The organism is Escherichia sp. MR (assembly GCF_005280595.1).
Classification (GTDB): domain Bacteria; phylum Pseudomonadota; class Gammaproteobacteria; order Enterobacterales; family Enterobacteriaceae; genus Escherichia; species Escherichia ruysiae.
In genome coordinates this window covers 21536-41735 of record NZ_SZVK01000037.1, presented here as the reverse complement: position 1 = coordinate 41735, position 20200 = coordinate 21536, and the positions used below count along the sequence as shown (strand labels likewise).

19 protein-coding genes and 2 tRNA genes are annotated in these 20200 nt (G+C 53.1%); 10 read left to right on the top strand and 11 right to left on the bottom strand.

Translation table 11 applies throughout. The features are described from left to right. Nucleotides 1-4: 4 nt before the first annotated feature. The 7 genes from FC814_RS15580 to pncC form a co-directional block, all read right to left on the bottom strand. Nucleotides 5-81 (bottom strand) — tRNA-Arg (locus tag FC814_RS15580). 3 nt (nt 82-84) lie between these two features. Beyond that, nucleotides 85-177: transfer RNA gene (locus tag FC814_RS15575), tRNA-Ser, on the bottom strand. A 315-nt stretch (nt 178-492) separates the two neighbouring features. Continuing rightward, nucleotides 493-678: a carbon storage regulator CsrA gene (csrA, locus tag FC814_RS15570; protein WP_000906486.1), complete on the bottom strand. Its 186-nt coding sequence runs from the start codon at nt 676-678 to the stop codon at nt 493-495. A gap of 234 nt (nt 679-912) precedes the next feature. Continuing rightward, the gene (gene alaS / locus FC814_RS15565; protein WP_000047190.1) at nt 913-3543 is read right to left on the bottom strand and encodes an alanine--tRNA ligase; all 2631 of its coding nucleotides are present in this window, start codon (nt 3541-3543) and stop codon (nt 913-915) included. A 128-nt stretch (nt 3544-3671) separates the two neighbouring features. Beyond that, on the bottom strand, nt 3672-4172 hold the full coding sequence (gene recX / locus FC814_RS15560; RefSeq protein WP_137326163.1) for a recombination regulator RecX: 501 nt from the start codon (nt 4170-4172) through the stop codon (nt 3672-3674). 241 nt (nt 4173-4413) lie between these two features. Next, nucleotides 4414-5475 (bottom strand): recombinase RecA, encoded by a 1062-nt coding sequence (recA, locus tag FC814_RS15555; RefSeq protein ID WP_000963153.1) that lies wholly within the window; start codon nt 5473-5475, stop codon nt 4414-4416. A 79-nt stretch (nt 5476-5554) separates the two neighbouring features. Further along, the gene (gene pncC / locus FC814_RS15550) at nt 5555-6052 is read right to left on the bottom strand and encodes a nicotinamide-nucleotide amidase (protein WP_032226044.1); all 498 of its coding nucleotides are present in this window, start codon (nt 6050-6052) and stop codon (nt 5555-5557) included. 179 nt (nt 6053-6231) lie between these two features. Here pncC and FC814_RS15545 point away from each other — a divergent pair, with 179 nt between their 5' ends. Beyond that, nucleotides 6232-6480 carry a hypothetical protein gene (locus FC814_RS15545; protein ID WP_137326162.1) on the top strand — a complete coding sequence of 83 codons (249 nt, stop codon included), beginning with the start codon at nt 6232-6234 and terminating at the stop codon, nt 6478-6480. Nucleotides 6481-6518: 38 nt separating this feature from the next. On the opposite strand, the gene mltB is transcribed toward FC814_RS15545, so the two are convergent. Then, nucleotides 6519-7604: a lytic murein transglycosylase B gene (mltB, locus tag FC814_RS15540; protein ID WP_000240845.1), complete on the bottom strand. Its 1086-nt coding sequence runs from the start codon at nt 7602-7604 to the stop codon at nt 6519-6521. A gap of 255 nt (nt 7605-7859) precedes the next feature. Here mltB and srlA point away from each other — a divergent pair, with 255 nt between their 5' ends. From srlA to gutQ, 7 genes are all read left to right on the top strand, one after another. Further along, nucleotides 7860-8423 (top strand): PTS glucitol/sorbitol transporter subunit IIC, encoded by a 564-nt coding sequence (gene srlA, locus FC814_RS15535; protein WP_000573313.1) that lies wholly within the window; start codon nt 7860-7862, stop codon nt 8421-8423. After that, nucleotides 8420-9379, top strand: a complete 960-nt coding sequence (gene srlE, locus FC814_RS15530) for a PTS glucitol/sorbitol transporter subunit IIB (protein ID WP_000196924.1) — start codon at nt 8420-8422, stop codon at nt 9377-9379. Before srlA ends, srlE begins: the two co-directional genes overlap by 4 nt. Nucleotides 9380-9389: 10 nt before the next feature. Next, a complete protein-coding gene (srlB, locus tag FC814_RS15525; protein ID WP_000216196.1) occupies nt 9390-9761 on the top strand; it encodes a PTS glucitol/sorbitol transporter subunit IIA in 372 nt (123 codons plus the stop codon). A 4-nt stretch (nt 9762-9765) separates the two neighbouring features. After that, entirely contained in the window at nt 9766-10545 is a 780-nt protein-coding gene (gene srlD, locus FC814_RS15520) for a sorbitol-6-phosphate dehydrogenase (RefSeq protein ID WP_001077363.1), read from the top strand. A 105-nt stretch (nt 10546-10650) separates the two neighbouring features. Further along, nucleotides 10651-11010 carry a transcriptional regulator GutM gene (gutM, locus tag FC814_RS15515; protein WP_000252899.1) on the top strand — a complete coding sequence of 120 codons (360 nt, stop codon included), beginning with the start codon at nt 10651-10653 and terminating at the stop codon, nt 11008-11010. Nucleotides 11011-11076: 66 nt separating this feature from the next. Beyond that, nucleotides 11077-11850, top strand: coding sequence for a glucitol operon DNA-binding transcriptional repressor SrlR (gene srlR / locus FC814_RS15510; protein WP_085461071.1), 774 nt, complete (start codon nt 11077-11079; stop codon nt 11848-11850). Beyond that, nucleotides 11843-12808, top strand: a complete 966-nt coding sequence (gene gutQ / locus FC814_RS15505) for an arabinose-5-phosphate isomerase GutQ (RefSeq protein ID WP_137326161.1) — start codon at nt 11843-11845, stop codon at nt 12806-12808. The genes srlR and gutQ overlap by 8 nt, the downstream gene beginning before the upstream one ends. Here gutQ and norR read toward each other — a convergent pair. Then, on the bottom strand, nt 12805-14319 hold the full coding sequence (norR, locus tag FC814_RS15500; protein WP_000010734.1) for a nitric oxide reductase transcriptional regulator NorR: 1515 nt from the start codon (nt 14317-14319) through the stop codon (nt 12805-12807). The two genes, gutQ and norR, sit on opposite strands and share 4 nt — an antisense overlap. Nucleotides 14320-14505: 186 nt before the next feature. Between norR and norV the strand changes: the two genes are divergently transcribed. Then, a complete protein-coding gene (gene norV, locus FC814_RS15495) occupies nt 14506-15945 on the top strand; it encodes an anaerobic nitric oxide reductase flavorubredoxin (protein WP_000029630.1) in 1440 nt (479 codons plus the stop codon). Further along, nucleotides 15942-17075: an NADH:flavorubredoxin reductase NorW gene (gene norW / locus FC814_RS15490; protein WP_021551274.1), complete on the top strand. Its 1134-nt coding sequence runs from the start codon at nt 15942-15944 to the stop codon at nt 17073-17075. Before norV ends, norW begins: the two co-directional genes overlap by 4 nt. A gap of 77 nt (nt 17076-17152) precedes the next feature. On the opposite strand, the gene hypF is transcribed toward norW, so the two are convergent. Further along, the gene (gene hypF / locus FC814_RS15485; protein WP_137326160.1) at nt 17153-19393 is read right to left on the bottom strand and encodes a carbamoyltransferase HypF; all 2241 of its coding nucleotides are present in this window, start codon (nt 19391-19393) and stop codon (nt 17153-17155) included. Between the two features lie 152 nt (nt 19394-19545). Beyond that, a complete protein-coding gene (hydN, locus tag FC814_RS15480) occupies nt 19546-20073 on the bottom strand; it encodes an electron transport protein HydN (protein ID WP_001078777.1) in 528 nt (175 codons plus the stop codon). Nucleotides 20074-20200: the final 127 nt, after the last annotated feature.

The following is a 20200-nucleotide window of genomic DNA, read 5'->3' as shown; positions in this document are numbered from 1 at the left end:
AGAATGGTGCATCCGGGAGGATTCGAACCTCCGACCGCTCGGTTCGTAGCCGAGTACTCTATCCAGCTGAGCTACGGATGCAAATGGCGGTGAGGCGGGGATTCGAACCCCGGATGCAGCTTTTGACCGCATACTCCCTTAGCAGGGGAGCGCCTTCAGCCTCTCGGCCACCTCACCACACGCCTCTTACGAGTGCTTCGAAGAACTTGTTTATCGCTCATCGTCGCTGCGTGGCGCACATATTACTTTCTGAGACTTATAAGTCAAACAATTTTTCCCACACTTTTATCGTTTGCACACTTCACGCTCAATTAGACTGTAAAAACGTCAAAAAGAGTGTTTTATCAACAGAAAAAATGGCCTATGACAGGCAGGAATGATGTTGAAAAATGGATGTTAACGTTGAATGAACGGGAGTAACGCGAAAAGAAATTGAAGTGAAGGAGAGATTTTGAGGGTGCGTCTCACCGTTAAAGATGAGACGCGGAAAGATTAGTAACTGGACTGCTGGGATTTTTCAGCCTGGATACGCTGGTAGATCTCTTCACGGTGAACAGAAACTTCCTTCGGGGCATTTACGCCAATACGTACCTGGTTGCCCTTTACCCCTAAAACTGTCACGGTGACCTCATCCCCAATCATGAGGGTCTCACCAACTCGACGAGTCAGAATCAGCATTCTTTGCTCCTTGAAAGATTAAAAGAGTCGGGTCTCTCTGTATCCCGGCATTATCCATCATATAACGCCAAAAAGTAAGCAATGACAAACACATTACATGTAAGCAGTCATGGCATTACATTCTGTTAAACCTAAGTTTAGCCGATATACACAACTTCAACCTGACTTTATCGTTGTCGATAGCGTTGATGCGAATGCCGTGGAGCAAGTCCACGGCATTGCCTGACGCTAATATTATTGCAATTTCGCGCTGACCCAGCCTTTCACACTGGCTAACGCTGCAGGTAAGGCCGCAGCATCCGTACCACCGGCTTGCGCCATGTCAGGACGTCCACCACCCTTACCGCCCACCTGCTGAGCGACCATACCAATCAGTTCCCCTGCTTTCACACGATCTGTGACGTCCTTAGATACGCCTGCAATCAGAGAAACCTTACCTTCGGCTACCGTTGCCAGCACGATAATTGTCGACCCCAGCTGATTTTTTAAATCGTCAACCATGGTACGCAACATCTTCGGCTCAACACCGTTAAGCTCGCTAACCAACAGCTTAACACCATTAACATCAATTGCCTTACTGGAAAGATTTGCACTCTCCTGCGCGGCAGCCTGTTCTTTAAGCTGTTGTAGCTCTTTTTCCAACTGACGCGTACGTTCCAGTACTGAACGAACTTTATCAGCCAGATTATTGCTATCGCCTTTCAGCAGATGCGCAACTTCGCTTAAGCGATCGCTGTCTGCATGAACGGTGGCAATAGCACCTTCTCCGGTTACAGCTTCGATACGACGAACGCCCGCAGCAGTACCCGATTCAGAGATAATACGGAACAGACCGATATCACCGGTGCGGCTGGCGTGAGTACCGCCACACAGCTCTGTGGAGAAATCGCCCATGCTCAGTACACGTACACGTTCATCATACTTCTCGCCAAATAGCGCCATCGCGCCTTTCGCTTTCGCAGCCTCGAGATCCATGATGTTGGTTTCGATCGGCAAGTTACGACGAATCTGTGCGTTAACCAGATCCTCTACGGCACGAATTTCCTCTGGCTTCATCGCTTCATTATGTGAGAAGTCGAAACGCAGCACTTTGTCGTTAACCAGAGAACCTTTCTGCGATACATGAGTCCCCAGAATCTGGCGCAGCGCGGCGTGCATCAAGTGCGTTGCGGAGTGATTCAGACGAATACGAGCGCGACGAGCCTCATCAACATCAGCCTGCACCGCGTCGCCCACTGTCAGAGAACCCGCAGCTAGTTTACCGATGTGGCCAATCGCCTGGCCGTATTTCTGAGTATCTTCTACCGCAAAGGAGAAGTTTGCGCCTTTCAGTTCGCCTTTATCGCCAACCTGACCGCCGGATTCTGCATAGAATGGCGTTTGATCCAGCACAACTACCGCTTCCTGGCCTGCATTGATGGCATCAACCGCTTTACCATCAACAAACAGCGCGGTCACTTTGCCGTTCAGTTCCAGATGGTCATAGCCTTTAAATTCAGATGCACTGTCAACACGGATCATTGCGTTGTAATCGGCACCAAAGCCGCTGGCTTCGCGCGCACGACGACGCTGCTCTTCCATTGCTGCTTCAAAACCAGCTTCGTCAACTTTGATGTTGCGCTCACGACAAACGTCAGCCGTCAGGTCAACCGGGAAGCCGTAGGTGTCGTACAGGCGGAAAGCTGTTTCGCCATCCAGCGTATCACCGGAAAGTTTTGCCAGCTCTTCGTCCAGCAGCGCCAGACCGCGTTCCAGAGTACGAGCAAACTGCTCTTCTTCAGTCTTCAGCACCTGCTCAACCTGCGCCTGCTGGCGTTTCAGGTCTTCACCCGCAGAGCCCATAACGTCGATCAGTGGCCCCACCAGCTTGTAGAAGAAGGTTTCTTTCGCGCCCAGCATATTGCCGTGACGCACCGCGCGACGAATGATACGACGCAGTACATAACCACGGTTTTCGTTGGACGGCATTACGCCATCCGCGATCAGGAACGCACAAGAACGAATGTGGTCAGCGATTACGCGCAGCGATTTGTTGCTTAGATCGGTCGCGCCAGTGACTTTCGCTACTGCCTGGATCAGCGTGCGGAACAGATCGATGTCATAGTTAGAGTTAACGTGTTGCAACACCGCAGCAATACGCTCCAGCCCCATACCGGTATCTACAGACGGCTTCGGCAGCGGTTCCATCGTGCCATCTGCCTGGCGGTTGAACTGCATGAAGACGATGTTCCAGATCTCAATGTAGCGGTCGCCGTCTTCTTCCGGGCTTCCCGGAGGGCCACCCCAAATGTGGTCGCCGTGATCGTAGAAGATTTCGGTGCACGGGCCGCACGGACCAGTGTCACCCATCTGCCAGAAGTTGTCAGATGCGTATGGCGCACCTTTGTTATCGCCGATGCGAATAATACGTTCGCGTGGGATCCCTACTTCTTTTTCCCAGATTTCGTAGGCTTCGTCGTCGCTTTCATAGACGGTAACCCACAGACGCTCTTTCGGCAGGGCAAACCATTTTTCGCTGGTCAGCAGTTCCCATGCAAACTGAATAGCATCGTGTTTGAAATAGTCGCCGAAGCTGAAGTTGCCCAGCATCTCGAAGAAGGTATGGTGACGCGCGGTGTAACCGACGTTTTCCAGGTCGTTGTGTTTACCACCCGCACGCACGCAGCGTTGGGAGGTGGTAGCGCGGGAATAATTACGCTTGTCGAGCCCAAGGAACACATCCTTGAACTGGTTCATCCCGGCGTTGGTAAACAACAAAGTTGGGTCGTTATGGGGGACCAGGGAACTGCTGGCAACTACCTGATGTCCCTTACTATGGAAAAAGTCGAGAAACGCCTGACGGATCTCAGCGGTGCTCTTGCTCATAATTATCCTGAAATCAAGCTAACGAAATATCGCCACCAGCAGCAGCAAGTTAATAACCGCTGGGCTGGTAACTGAAAAGTGGGAATAAGATAAGTTTTCTTGACTGGGAAGTAAAATACCGTATGCGTTCAGTCGGCAAAATTTCGCCAAATCTCCTGGATATCTTCCATCAGATAGCCACGATAGAGCAGAAAACGCTGGATCTTAACTTTTTCTGAAAAGACTGTTGGCAGCGGTTCGCCATATTTTCGCGTCGCCTGATCGCGCGCCAGCGAGCACCAGTCGATATCACATTCACGCATCGCTTTTTCTGTGGCCTCTCGGGAGATACCTTTCTGGTTCAGCTCCTGACGAATACGCGCCGGGCCATATCCTTTGCGGCTGCGGCTGGCGATAAAGCGCGCAATAAATCGGCTGTCATCGAGATAGCCATGTTCATGGCACCAGGCAATTACACGCTCGTAATCTTCCGCCGTGGCATCAATCTCTTCCGGGCCATTTTTGCCCATAATCGGTGCTGCGAGTTTACGTCGCAATTCTTGCTCACTGTGATCGCGCACCGCCAGAATGCGTACCGCACGATCCAACAGGCGAGCATATGCCGGGCGACGGGATGTTGATTCTGTCATGGCATATCCTTAAAACTTAAAAAGCAAAAGGGCCGCAGATGCGACCCAGGTTTTGCTGATAAACAGATTTAATAGTCAATGAGTGTGCAGAATGTTCCCGCAGGCCCAATTCGTTAGAGGATCGAGGTGAGAGTAATTTTTCACGCCAGTGCTGGCCTGTTCCCCTCACCCTAACCCTCTCCCCAAAGGGGCGAGGGGACCGTCCGTGCACACATTATCTATTATCATCAATAACGAACGATTAAAAATCTTCGTTAGTTTCTGCTACGCCTTCGCTGTCATCTACAGAGAAATCCGGCGTTGAGTTCGGGTTGCTCAGCAGCAACTCACGTACTTTCTTCTCGATCTCTTTCGCGGTTTCCGGGTTGTCTTTCAGCCAGGCAGTTGCATTCGCTTTACCCTGACCGATCTTCTCACCTTTGTAGCTGTACCATGCACCCGCTTTCTCGATCAGCTTCTCTTTCACGCCCAGGTCAACCAGCTCGCCGTAGAAGTTAATACCTTCGCCGTAGAGGATCTGGAATTCAGCCTGTTTAAATGGTGCAGCGATTTTGTTCTTCACCACTTTCACGCGGGTTTCACTACCCACCACGTTTTCGCCCTCTTTCACCGCGCCGATACGACGGATATCGAGACGAACAGAAGCGTAGAATTTCAGCGCATTACCACCGGTTGTGGTTTCCGGGTTACCGAACATCACACCAATTTTCATACGGATCTGGTTAATGAAGATCAGCAGCGTGTTGGACTGTTTCAGGTTACCCGCCAGCTTACGCATCGCCTGGCTCATCATACGTGCCGCAAGACCCATATGAGAGTCGCCGATTTCGCCTTCGATTTCCGCTTTCGGCGTCAGTGCCGCAACGGAGTCAACAACGATAACGTCTACGGCGCCAGAACGTGCCAGCGCGTCACAGATTTCCAGTGCCTGCTCGCCGGTGTCCGGCTGAGAGCACAGCAGATTATCGATATCGACACCCAGTTTACGTGCGTAGACCGGATCCAGCGCGTGTTCAGCATCGATAAACGCACAGGTTTTACCTTCGCGCTGCGCAGCGGCAATAACCTGCAACGTCAGCGTGGTTTTACCGGAAGATTCCGGTCCGTAGATTTCGACGATACGCCCCATCGGCAGACCACCTGCCCCAAGCGCGATATCCAGTGAAAGCGAACCGGTAGAGATGGTTTCCACATCCATAGAACGGTCTTCACCCAGGCGCATGATGGAGCCTTTACCAAATTGTTTCTCAATCTGGCCCAGTGCTGCCGCCAACGCTTTCTGTTTGTTTTCGTCGATAGCCATTTTTACTCCTGTCATGCCGGGTATTACCGGATAGTCAATATATTCTGTTGAAGCAATTATACTGTATGCTCATACAGTATCAAGTATTTTGTAGAAATTGTTGCCACAGCGTCTGCAAGGCATACGCCGTCGCCTGACGACGCACGGCTTCGCGGTCGCCACTGAAGCATTCCCGGCGGGTAATACCTTCGCCGCTGGCTGAGGCAAAAGCAAACCAGACGGTGCCAACAGGTTTCTCTTCGCTGCCGCCGTCTGGCCCAGCGATACCACTAATAGAAACGGCATAATCAGCACGAGCCGCTTTCAGGGCGCCAATTGCCATTTCCACCACGACGGGTTCACTCACCGCGCCATGCAGCGCCAGCGTCTCTTCTCGCACGCCGATCATCTGCGCTTTGGCTTCGTTACTGTAGGTGACAAATCCGCGTTCAAACCAGGCGGAACTACCGGCAATATCGGTAATCACTTTCGCTACCCAGCCGCCGGTACAAGACTCAGCGGTTGTTACGATTGCGCCACGGGCTTTCAGCGCCTGCCCTACCTGCTCGCTTAATTGCATCAGTTCACTGTCAGTCATCACAACCTCTGTCAGTCAAATATTTATGCCGGACAAGATAGCACTTTCCCGTAAAAGATGGGGACGAGCGATTCATTTTACGAGTCGCATTCCGAAATAAGACTGTTACGACCAACCAGTAAAGAAAAAGGCTACCATGCCGCGTTCACATTGATATGTATTCACAGGGAGAGAAAGTAATGGCAACAAAGAAAACGGATAACACCCCACAAAACGTACTCAAACAGACCACGCAAATGCGTATGTGGGTCACCATTGGCGGCGTCAGCGCCCTGGTTGCAGTGGTATGTAAGATTTTATCTTCTGGCTATCTTGAACCTTTCGATTTTGGTCAGGCTGCGTTAGGCGTTGTCTGCCTGGGATATACAGTGTTGCTGTCTAAGAAAATCAAACAATTACGTCAGCAATCTCTTTCAAATAAACAGTAAGATAGCAGAGGGAGGTTTAACCCCCCTCTTGCAAAGAGTTACTGTACGCGCGCCAGCGCCACGGCCTGTCCTAACTGCCAGACCGCCATTGCGTAATGGGTGCTGTGGTTGTAACGGGTGATGGTGTAGAAGTTCGGCAAACCGTACCAGTACTGATACCCCGTCCCGACATCCAGACGCAGCAAGCTGGCCTGCTGATGATTGCCCAGTGGCTGCTGTGGCGTCAGCCCTGCCGCTGCAAGTTGTGAAATGCTGTACTTGGTTTTGAAGCCATTTGGCAAGCCCGGAGCCTGACCATTTGCCATTACAGCGACCTGATCGCCTTTCACCCAGCCATGCGCTTTGAAATAGTTCGCCACGCTGCCAATGGCATCAACCGGATCCCACAGGTTGATATGTCCGTCGCCGCTGAAATCCACGGCGTATTGTTTGTAAGACGACGGCATAAACTGACCGTAGCCCATTGCCCCGGCAAAGGAACCTTTCAGATTGAGCGGATCGTCCTGCTCATCGCGCGCCATCAGCAGGAAAGTTTCCAGCTCGCCAGAGAAATACTCCGCGCGGCGTGGGTAGTTAAATGACAGCGTCGCCAACGCATCGAGGATGCGGGTTTTACCCATCACGCGTCCCCAGCGGGTTTCGACGCCGATAATCCCGACAATAATTTCCGGCGGTACGCCATACACCTGCCACGCGCGATTCAGCGCATCTTCATACTGGTTCCAGAAAACCACGCCGTTCTGCACGTTATCCGGCGTAATAAATTTTTTGCGATAACGCAACCATGCGCCATTCGGGCCTGATGGCGGCTTCACTGATGTGGTTGGTGCCTGGTTATCCATCAGCCGCAGTACCGAATCCAGACGTTTCGCCTGAGAGAGGATTTCCTGCAACTGCTGACGATTGAAGCCGTGTTTGTTCACCATTTTGTCGATGAACTGCTGCGCATTCGGGTTGTTAGCGAAGTCACCGCCCATCTGCATCACATTGTGCTGCGGCTCAAGCAGGAAGCCGCCGGACGGTGTTCCGGTGGTCGTTTCAGTCTCAGTAGGTTTTGGCTTGCTGCTACAGGCGGCAAGCAACACAAAAAGGGGAAGTAATGTTACATAACGACGCTTGACCATGAGGAGTCCATTTAACAGATTCAACCAGGGGCAAGTATGGTAAAGCATCCCGCCCCGCACAAGGAAGCGGTAGTCACTGCCCAATACGGACTTTACATAACACAAATCACCTTCATCGCCATTCTCTTAACTAAACTTTCAAATTAAAATATTTATCTTTCATTTTGCGATCAAAATAACACTTTTAAATCTTTCAATCTGATTAGATTGTGTTGCCGTTTGGTAATAAAACAATAAATTTCAAAGGAGAGAACAATGATAGAAACCATTACTCATGGCGCAGAGTGGTTCATCGGGCTGTTCCAGAAAGGTGGAGAGGTGTTTACCGGGATGGTGACCGGCATTCTTCCGCTGTTGATAAGCCTGCTGGTAATCATGAACGCGCTGATTAATTTTATCGGGCAGCACCGCATTGAACGATTTGCTCAACGTTGCGCCGGCAATCCTGTTTCTCGTTACCTGCTATTACCGTGCATTGGCACGTTTGTCTTTTGTAACCCGATGACCTTAAGTCTGGGTCGTTTTATGCCGGAAAAGTTCAAACCCAGCTATTACGCGGCGGCCTCTTATAGCTGCCACTCAATGAACGGTCTCTTCCCTCATATCAACCCCGGCGAACTGTTTGTTTATCTTGGCATTGCCAGCGGTCTGACGACGCTGAATCTGCCACTTGGCCCACTGGCTGTGAGCTACCTGCTGGTTGGTCTGGTCACCAACTTCTTCCGTGGCTGGGTGACCGACCTGACCACCGCCATTTTTGAGAAAAAGATGGGCATTCAACTTGAACAGAAAGTTCACCTGGCAGGAGCGGCATCATGACGCGTATTCGGATCGAAAAAGGCAATGGTGGCTGGGGTGGCCCGCTTGAACTGGAAGCCACGCCAGGTAAAAAAATCGTCTATATCACCGCCGGAACCCGGCCTGCAATTGTCGACAAACTGGCACAGCTTACTGGCTGGCAGGCTATCGACGGCTTTAAAGAAGGTGAACCTGCGGAAGCGGAAATCGGCGTTGCGGTAATCGACTGCGGCGGCACACTGCGCTGCGGCATCTATCCAAAACGGCATATTCCCACCATTAATATCCACTCGACGGGCAAGTCCGGTCCGCTGGCGCAGTACATAGTGGAAGATATTTATGTCTCTGGCGTGAAAGAAGAAAACATCACTGTAGTGGGTGATGCAACACCACAACCCTCTTCCGTGGGCCGTGACTATGATGCCAGCAAGAAAATCACCGAACAAAGCGATGGTTTACTGGCGAAGGTGGGAATGGGCATGGGGTCTGCCGTTGCCGTGTTGTTCCAGTCCGGGCGCGACACTATCGATACCGTATTAAAAACCATTCTGCCGTTTATGGCGTTCGTCTCGGCGCTCATCGGCATCATTATGGCTTCCGGCCTTGGTGACTGGATTGCTCACGGTCTTGCTCCGCTGGCGAGCCATCCACTGGGGCTGGTTATGCTGGCGCTCATCTGCTCCTTCCCGCTGCTTTCGCCTTTCCTTGGGCCTGGCGCCGTTATCGCGCAGGTTATCGGCGTATTGATTGGTGTGCAGATTGGTCTCGGCAATATTCCGCCGCATCTGGCTTTACCGGCGCTGTTTGCCATCAACGCGCAGGCGGCCTGCGACTTTATCCCGGTCGGTTTATCGCTGGCGGAAGCCCGTCAGGACACGGTTCGCGTCGGGGTCCCTTCTGTACTGGTGAGCCGCTTTTTGACCGGCGCACCGACTGTACTGATCGCCTGGTTTGTCTCCGGTTTTATCTATCAATAGAGGCTGAAACATGACCGTTATTTATCAGACCACCATCACCCGTATCGGCGCGAGCGCCACTGACGCTTTCAGCGACCAGATGCTCATCACCTTTCGTGAAGGCGCACCTGCGGATCTCGAAGAATATTGCTTCATCCATTGCCACGGCGAATTGAAAGGTGAACTCCATCCCGGTTTGCAATTTTCTCTCGGCCAGCATCGTTATCCGGTGACCGCCGTTGGCAGCGTGGCGGAAGACAATCTTCGCGAACTGGGTCATGTCACCCTGCGCTTCGATGGTTTAAGCGAAGCGGAATTTCCGGGCACTGTCCATGTGGCAGGCCCTGTACCCGACGATATCGTACCGGGATCGGTTTTGAAGTTTGAATCTGTTAAGGAGTAAAAAAATGAATCAGGTTGCCGTTGTCATCGGTGGTGGGCAAACCCTGGGCGCGTTCCTGTGCCACGGTCTGGCTGGCGAGGGGTATCGCGTCGCGGTTGTCGATATTCAGAGCGACAAAGCCGCAAATGTGGCGCAAGAAATTAACGCCGAATATGGTGAAGGAACGGCGTATGGTTTTGGTGCTGACGCTACCAGCGAGCAGAGCGTTCTGGCGCTCTCTCGTGGGGTAAATGAAATCTTTGGTCGCGTCGATTTGCTGGTCTACAGCGCCGGAATTGCAAAAGCAGCGTTTATCAGCGATTTTCAGCTTGGCGATTTTGACCGCTCGCTACAGGTGAATCTGGTGGGTTATTTCCTGTGCGCGCGTGAATTTTCGCGTTTGATGATCCGCGACGGGATTCAGGGACGCATTATTCAGATCAACTCGAAATCCGGCAAAGTGGGCAGCAAACACAACTCTGGCTATAGCGCAGCGAAATTTGGTGGCGTCGGGCTGACTCAATCACTGGCGCTGGATCTGGCGGAGTACGGCATTACGGTGCATTCACTGATGCTCGGTAACCTGCTGAAATCGCCGATGTTCCAGTCACTGTTGCCACAATACGCGACCAAGCTGGGTATCAAACCGGACCAAGTCGAGCAGTATTACATCGATAAAGTACCGCTCAAACGCGGCTGCGATTATCAGGATGTGCTGAATATGCTGCTGTTCTACGCCAGTCCAAAGGCGTCGTACTGCACCGGACAGTCGATCAATGTCACCGGTGGTCAGGTGATGTTCTGATCAACAGCGGAGATCCCTTAAGGATCTCCGCGAGACTAATAGAATGCCTGATGCGCTACGCTTCTCAGGCCTACAGGACTTCCGCCACTACATTAAGGAGAAGTTATGGTATCCGCACTCATCACCGTCGCCGTTATCGCCTGGTGCGCGCAACTGGCCTTAGGCGGTTGGCAAATTTCTCGTTTTAATCGAGCCTTCGACGCGCTCTGCCAGCAAGGGCGCGTCGGTGTAGGCCGTTCCAGTGGGCGCTTTAAGCCACGGGTCGTGGTCGCCATCGCCCTGGACGATCAGCAGCGCGTCACCGACACCTTGTTTATGAAAGGACTGACCGTTTTCGCCCGACCACAAAAAATTCCCGCAATTAAGGGTATGTATTCTGGTGATTTGAGGCCCGATGTGATCTTTCCCCGTGATCCACTATCACAGAATGCTCTATCATTGGCGCTTAAACTGAAACGTGGATAATTTCGTTGTGAATGTTACTTGCTTGCGAAGTTATCATTTTGAAACCTAAATCAGGTAATCACGCCCATGAAACCTCGTCAGCGTCAGGCCGCCATTCTGGAGTACCTGCAAAAGCAGGGGAAATGCTCGGTTGAAGAATTGGCGCAATACTTTGACACCACAGGCACCACCATTCGCAAAGATCTGGTTATTCTGGAACATGCAGGAACCGTCATCCGTACCTATGGCGGCGTGGTGTTAAATAAAGAGGAATCCGATCCGCCTATCGATCATAAAACGCTCATCAACACCCGCAAGAAAGAGCTGATTGCGGAAGCCGCCGTCAGTTTTATTCATGATGGCGATTCGATCATTCTTGATGCTGGCAGTACCGTGTTGCAGATGGTCCCCATGCTCTCGCGCTTTAATAACATCACGGTGATGACCAACAGCCTGCATATCGTCAACGCGCTATCCGAACTGGATAACGAACAAACCATCCTGATGCCAGGCGGAACATTTCGCAAAAAATCGGCCTCATTTCACGGGCAACTGGCAGAGAATGCCTTCGAGCATTTCACCTTCGATAAATTATTTATGGGCACCGACGGCATCGATCTCAATGCGGGCGTAACCACGTTCAACGAGGTCTATACCGTCAGTAAGGCAATGTGCAATGCCGCGCGCGAAGTGATTTTGATGGCTGACTCATCGAAGTTTGGCCGTAAAAGCCCCAACATAGTTTGCAGTCTTGAAAGCGTCGATAAGCTAATTACCGACGCAGGTATCGATCCGGCGTTTCGTCAGGCGCTGGAAGAGAAAGGGATCGACGTGATCATTACCGGAGAAAGCAATGAGTGAAGCACTACTAAACGCAGGGCGTCAGACGTTAACCCTGGAGTTGCAGGAAGCAAGCCGTTTACCGGAACGTCTGGGCGATGATTTTGTTCGCGCCGCCAATATCATTCTGCACTGCGAAGGCAAAGTGGTGGTTTCGGGAATTGGCAAATCGGGCCACATTGGCAAAAAGATCGCCGCAACGCTTGCCAGTACCGGCACACCGGCTTTTTTTGTCCATCCCGCAGAAGCACTGCACGGCGATCTGGGAATGATTGAAAGCCGCGATGTGATGCTGTTTATCTCTTACTCCGGTGGCGCGAAGGAACTGGATCTGATCATTCCGCGTCTGGAAGATAAATCCATCGCGCTGCTGGCGATGACCGGCAAACCGACATCACCGCTGGGTCTGGCGGCGAAAGCAGTGCTGGATATTTCCGTCGAACGCGAAGCCTGCCCGATGCACCTTGCGCCGACCTCCAGCACTGTGAATACCCTGATGATGGGTGACGCACTGGCGATGGCAGCCATGCAGGCGCGCGGTTTTAATGAAGAAGATTTTGCCCGCTCCCACCCTGCCGGCGCACTGGGCGCTCGCTTGCTGAATAAAGTGCATCATCTGATGCGCCGTGATGACGCTATCCCACAGGTAGCATTAACCGCTAGCGTGATGGACGCGATGCTGGAACTCAGCCGCACCGGTTTAGGTCTGGTGGCAGTGTGCGATGATCAACGACTGGTGAAAGGCGTCTTTACTGACGGCGATTTACGTCGCTGGCTGGTTGGCGGCGGCGCACTCACCACGCCAGTTAATGAAGCGATGACGACAGGCGGCACCACATTACAGGCGCAAAGTCGCGCCATCGACGCTAAAGAGATCCTGATGAAGCGCAAAATCACTGCCGCACCGGTGGTGGATGAAAACGGCAAACTCACCGGCGCAATTAACCTGCAGGATTTCTATCAGGCCGGGATTATTTAATCCTTCAACCCCAGACGTTTCGCCAGCCGATGCAGGTTGGCGACGTCAGTTTCCAGCATTCGCGCGCAGGCAGCCCAGTTGTTATGATTTTGCACCAGCGCCTGGCGAATGGTTTCACGCTGGAACGCTTCTGTCGCTTCACGCAGGTTTTGCTTAACGACGGGCACCGCCGCCACTTCTGGCGGCGGCACCGTCACTTCTGGAAAAGCAAAATGTTGCGCCTCGAGAATCACTTCATCGCCGCTGCGGGTCGCTCTCGCCAGCACTACCGCCCGATGAATAGCATGTTCCAGTTCGCGCACGTTCCCCGGAAAACTGTAGTGTTGCAGTAAATTTCGCGCACTGGCGCTTAATACCACGCGGGAAAGCCCCAGCCGCAGGCGGCACTGCTCGCAGAAATACCCCGCCAGCAGAATGACGTCATCGCCCCGCTCACGCAGCGGCGGCACCGAAAGTGGAAACACGCTCAGGCGATGAAACAAGTCGGCGCGGAATCGCCCTGCCAGCACCTCTTCACGCAAGTCGCGGTTAGTCGCCGCCAGCACGCGCACATCGACCCGCAAACTGCGGTCATCGCCAACGCGCTGAATATCGCCATACTGCAACACCCGCAGCAGCTTGGCCTGCAATGCCAACGACAACTCGCCGATCTCATCGAGAAACAGCGTGCCGTTATCCGCCATTTCAAACTTCCCGCTGCGGTTACTGATAGCGCCAGTAAACGCTCCTTTCACATGCCCGAACAGTTCACTTTCCGCCACACTTTCCGGCAGTGCGGCACAGTTGAGATAGACCAGCGGATTCACCGCCCGTGGCGAGGCTTCATGAATCGCTTTCGCCACCAGCTCCTTACCGGTTCCCGTCTCACCGCTGATTAAGACGTTGAGATCGGACGCCGCCACAATCTCAATCTCTTTTTTTAATTGCGTCATACCTGGCGACAGACCGATCATCTGCGTCTGTTTCACCGCTTCAAACGGCGCGGCATCGCCCGGCAGCATATTCTGGCTTTCCAGTTGCTCAATCAGCAACGCATTGCTTAACGCTCCCGCCGCCAGCGCGGCAATCAGGCGTAACTCTTCGTCGCTGAAAACATCGAACTGATCGGGCTGCATCCCGTCGAGCGTCAGTGCGCCGATCAGGTTTTGCCCGGCAAACAACGGCAGACCAACGCAGGCGTGAACCTTCAGACTCTCCTGCCCTGGAATCAAACCGTCATAGGGATCGGGCAATTCGCTGTCTGCGGGAAAGCGCACCACGTCCCCAGCGCGGGCAATCGCTTCCAGCCGAGGATGCCCTTCCAGCGCAAAGCGTCTACCGAGTACATCCTTCGCCAGCCCGTCGATGGCAAGCGGAATAAACTGCCGCGAGTCGTAACGTAGCAACGCAGACGCATCGCACTCCAGCACCTGACGCAGCGTGGTGATCAGGCGCTGAAAACGATCCTGATGACCAATCCCACGCTGCAATTCGATGGCGATATTCGCCAGCACATCAACGGAAAAACTCATCTTTGCCTCACTGTCAATTTGACTATTGATATTGTCATATTGACCATTTTATTGATAGTCATTTTGACTACTCACTAATGAGCATAAATTAATTTATACATTAAAAACAATCAGATAAAAAACTGGCACGCAATCTGCAATTAACAAGACATCTTTTTAGAACACGCTGAATAAATTGAGGTTGCTATGTCTATTGTGGTGAAAAATAACATTCATTGGGTGGGTCAACGTGACTGGGAAGTACGTGATTTTCACGGCACGGAATATAAAACGCTGCGCGGCAGCAGCTACAACAGCTACCTCATCCGCGAAGAAAAAAACGTTCTGATCGACACCGTCGACCATAAATTCAGCCGCGAATTTGTGCAGAACCTGCGTAATGAAATCGATCTGGCGGATATCGATTACATCGTGATTAACCATGCAGAAGAGGACCACGCCGGGGCGCTGACTGAACTGATGGCGCAAATTCCCGATACGCCGATCTACTGTACAGCCAACGCTATCGACTCGATAAATGGTCATCACCATCATCCGGAGTGGAATTTTAATGTGGTGAAAACTGGCGACACGCTGGATATCGGCAACGGCAAACAGCTCATTTTTGTCGAAACGCCAATGCTGCACTGGCCGGACAGCATGATGACTTACCTGACAGGCGACGCGGTGCTGTTCAGTAACGATGCTTTCGGTCAGCACTACTGCGACGAGCATCTGTTCAACGATGAAGTGGATCAGACCGAGCTTTTCGAGCAGTGCCAGCGTTACTACGCCAATATCCTGACGCCGTTCAGCCGCCTGGTAACGCCGAAAATTACCGAGATCCTGGGCTTTAACTTACCAGTCGATATGATAGCGACCTCTCACGGCGTGGTATGGCGCGATAACCCGACGCAAATTGTCGAGCTGTACCTGAAATGGGCGGCGGATTATCAGGAAGACAGAATCACCATTTTCTACGACACAATGTCGAATAATACCCGCATGATGGCTGACGCTATTGCCCAGGGGATCGCGGAAACCGACCCGCGCGTAGCGGTGAAAATTTTCAACGTCGCCCGAAGCGATAAAAACGAAATCCTGACCAATGTCTTCCGCTCAAAAGGCGTGCTGGTCGGCACTTCGACGATGAATAACGTGATGATGCCGAAAATCGCCGGGCTGGTGGAGGAGATGACCGGATTGCGCTTTCGTAATAAACGCGCCAGTGCTTTCGGCTCTCACGGCTGGAGCGGCGGTGCGGTGGATCGTCTTTCCACGCGCCTGCAGGATGCAGGTTTCGAAATGTCGCTTAGCCTGAAAGCCAAATGGCGACCGGATCAGGACGCTCTGGAGTTATGCCGTGAACACGGTCGTGAAATTGCCCGTCAATGGGCGCTTTCGCCGCTGCCGCAGAACACGGTGAATACGGTGGTTAAAGAAGAAACCTGTGCCACCACGACGGCTGACCTCGGCCCACGGATGCAATGCAGCGTCTGCCAGTGGATTTACGATCCGGCAAAAGGCGAGCCAATGCAGGACGTTGCGCCAGGAACGCCGTGGAGTGAAGTCCCGGATAACTTCCTGTGCCCGGAATGTTCACTCGGCAAAGACGTCTTTGACGAACTGGCATCGGAGGCAAAATGAGCAACGGCATTGTGATCATTGGTTCGGGCTTCGCCGCCCGCCAACTGGTGAAAAATATTCGCAAACAGGACGCCAGTATTCCATTAACCCTGATTGCCGCCGACAGCATGGATGAGTACAACAAACCTGACCTCAGCCATGTGATCAGTCAGGGGCAACGTGCCGACGACCTTACCCGCCAGACGGCAGGTGAATTTGCCGAGCAGTTTAATCTGCGCCTGTTTCCGCACACCTGGGTGACGGATATCGATGCCGAAGCCCATGTGGTGAAAAGTCAGAATAATCAGTGGCAATACGACAAGTTAGTGCTGGCAACCGGTGCCAGCGCCTTTGTCCCGCCAGTGCCCGGGCGTGAGTTAATGCTGACGTTAAATAGTCAGCAAGAGTATCGCGCCTGTGAAACGCAACTGCGGGATGCCCGACGCGTGTTGATTGTCGGCGGTGGTTTGATTGGTAGCGAACTGGCGATGGATTTTTGTCGTGCAGGCAAAGCGGTCACGCTAATCGACAACGCTGCCAGTATTCTGGCGTCATTAATGCCACCGGAAGTAAGCAGCCGCTTGCAGCATCGGTTGACGGAGATGGGCGTCCATCTGCTGTTGAAATCTCAGTTGCAGGGGCTGGAAAAAACGGATTCTGGCATTCGGGCAACGCTGGATCGCCAACGCAGCATCGAAGTAGATGCAGTAATTGCCGCCACCGGACTGCGCCCGGAAACCGCCCTGGCACGACGTGCCGGACTGACGATTAATCGCGGCGTTTGCGTCGATAGTTATCTGCAAACCAGTAATGCCGATATTTATGCGCTGGGCGATTGCGCAGAAATTAACGGTCAGGTACTGCCGTTCCTCCAGCCGATTCAACTTAGTGCGATGGTGCTGGCAAAAAATCTTCTCGGCAATAACACGCCGCTGAAACTACCGGCGATGCTGGTGAAAATCAAAACGCCGGAATTACCGCTGCATCTGGCAGGCGAAACCCAGCGTCAGGATTTACGCTGGCAGATTAATACCGAACGCCAGGGAATGGTGGCGCGCGGCGTTGACGATGCTGACCAGCTTCGCGCCTTTGTGGTCAGTGAGGATCGGATGAAAGAGGCGTTCGGATTGTTGAAAACGTTGCCGGTGTAGGCATGTTTTTCTCCCTCGCCCAAAGGGCGAGGGGACTGTCCGCGCTCTATTTACGCTTAGTTACGCCACATCCGCCACTATGCAGTATGCAGGATGCGCGCCGCAGCAATAACCCCCTGCCCCAGAGACAACCCGCCATCACCCGCCGGTAAACTCTGTGGAAAGAGCAATGTGAAATCAGCGAGATAATGCGCCAGACGTGCACGCAGCAAACGGTTATGAATAACCCCGCCGCTAAATACCAGCGTAGTGATACCACGCATCGTGGCCTGCTCACGCATCAACGCGGCAAAACCCTGCGCCAGCGCATCATGAAACGCCCACGCGCGTTGATTAACCGGTGCCTGCCAGTTCAGCCACTGCTGCCAGAAAGTGGCGAGATCCAGTTGATTGTCCACCAGCGGCATCGTCACCGGATGCGTCACTCCGTCGCACGAAGCTGCGAGCGCCTCCAGAGCACAAGCCGCTTCACCTTCATAACTTAACGTGGCTGGCGCACAACCCAGTGCCGCCGCCACAGCATCGAACAAACGCCCACACGATGACGCCAGCGGCGCGTTAATTCCACGCTCAATGGCCCGCGCCAGCACGCTCCAGTTTTGCTGTTGCACACTTGCCGTTTCAGGGTAATTCTGCCACTGCGGCACAAAGCGCAGGCACTGCGCCAGCAGGTTACGCCACGGCTGCTTTGCAGCCAAATCGCCCCCCGGAAGCGCCACCGCAGGCAAGCCGCCCAGGTGCTCACATTCGCGATAGTTCACCCGCAGGCACTCGCCGCCCCACAAAGCGCCGTTCTCCCCCATACCGATACCGTCGAGCGTCAACGCAATGACATCACCACCATCCAGCGGCCAGTGATGTTCTGCCAGACACGCCGCTGCGTGGGCATGATGATGAAGCACCGTTTGCGTCGGCAGATTCATTTCGCTCGCCCACTGGCTGGAGACATAGCCCGGATGCGCGTCATGCACAACGTATTGCGGGGTGAAATCGTAGATGTTTTGCATCAGGCGTAACGCTTCGCGCCACTGCATCTGGATGCCATCGTCACTTAAATCGCCCAGATGCTGACTCAACACCGCTTGTTCACCGCGCACCAGGCAGAAGGTATTTTTCAGATCCGCACCAAGACACAACACAGGCGGTATATTTTTAAAACCCGGAGGCAAAGCCAGCGCGTCCGGCACATACCCCCGCGAACGGCGCAGCATTTCGCCGCTTTCGCGCACCACCGAATCATCCATCCGCTGCACGATGTCACGGTTGTGTATCAAGAATCCGTCGGCAATGCCCTGCAAATCCGCCAGCGCCTGTTCGTTGCTGATAGCAGGTGGTTTACCGCTCAGGTTGCCGGAGGTCATCACCAGCGGGCATTGCAGTTCCTGTAACAGCAAATGCTGAAGCGGATTCGCAGGCAACATCACCCCGACTTCGTTAAGGCCAGGGGCGATATCATCACAAAGCTCAGGAACATATTTTTTATCCACCAGCACAATCGGCGCGGCGGGCGTGGTGAGCAACTGGCGCGCAGCGTCTGGTAAGACTTCTGCTGTTGGCAACATAACCGCCAGCGGTTTCGCCGGGCGATGTTTGCGCGCCCGAAGTGTCGCCACCGCGTTACTGTTACGTGCATCGCAGGCAAGATGAAATCCGCCAATCCCTTTGATGGCGACAATGTTGCCCATTTTTAACTGTGCGATAGCTGCCTGTAATGCCGCCTCTTGTTCCGCATGTTCATCATGACTTACCCATTCAAGATGGGGGCCACACTCCGGGCAGGCCACCGGCTGGGCGTGGAAGCGACGATCGAGCGGGTCACAGTACTCTTTGTCACAAGCCGGACACAGCGGAAACGCCGCCATCACGGTAAACGGGCGATCGTAAGGCATGGCGCGAATAATGGTGAAACGCGGGCCACAGTGGGTACAGTTGATAAACGGATAACGCCAGCGTCGTTCGCCTGGGGTATTCATTTCGGCAAGGCAAGCAGGGCAAGTCGCGGCATCGGGAACAATTTGCGTATTCATGACGCCACCCGCGCTCTGGCGGATGGTGAACTCAGTGGGCAGTTGTGACCAGATAAACGGCTCACGCTCGACGCTATCAATACGCGCCAGTGGCGGGCAGTGCTGATGCAATTGAACAAGAAACGCTTCCGGATCTTCCAGCAGCCGGACTTCTACGCCATCGCCGTCATTACAGACATCGCCGTGAAGATTTAATTGCTGTGCCAGTTGCCAGACAAACGGACGAAAACCGACGCCCTGCACTTTGCCACGAATACGCAGTTGGACACCGCAAGATGTGTTTTTTGCCATTAAGTTATTCCCGCCATCATGAATTGCGTAACCCGCCCAGCCGGACACGACAGCGTCGCATCCGGCAGTCACAGGTCGGCGATACCGCCCGCTTCGTATTCTACGAATATTTCCGGGAATTCCTTTGATGCCAGAACAGTTCTGTAAGATTTTTAGAACATCAGCGCCGTACGGCGACGTTTTTCTGCGCTCAGTTGTTCAAGTTTATTACGATCGACACAAATCAGCGCATGAGTCGGGCAAGCCGCCATACACGCCGGGCCGTCTTCACGATGGTTGCACAGGTCGCATTTATTGGCTTCGGCTTTGTCAGCTCGTACGTTAAGTCCTGCGCCGCTGTTGCGAATTACCGGACGTACCACCACTTCCATCGCGCCATACGGGCAAGCCACAACGCAGGTTTTGCAACCAATACAACGTTCCTGCATGACATGAACAAACCCTTTATCACGGCTGATAGCACCATTCGGGCAGACGTTAGCGCACGGTGCATCTTCACACTGACGGCAAACTGTCGCCGTGGAAATGTTCACACCTTTAATGACATGGATACGCGGTAAAAATGTTTCCGGGGTCAGCGATGCACAGTCCTGATTTTCCTGATGAGAAACCACGCACGCCACTTCACAGGTACGGCAACCAATACATTTACTCGCGTCAGCAATGATGAAACGGTTCATCAAATTCTCCAGCAATAACAGTTAATGCGCCGATACATTCACAAATCATGCCAGTTTTTAATTTACTGTTATTTAAGGAAATAAAATTCTGTAATGCAGGAAAAACGATGTCATCGACACTAGTGAC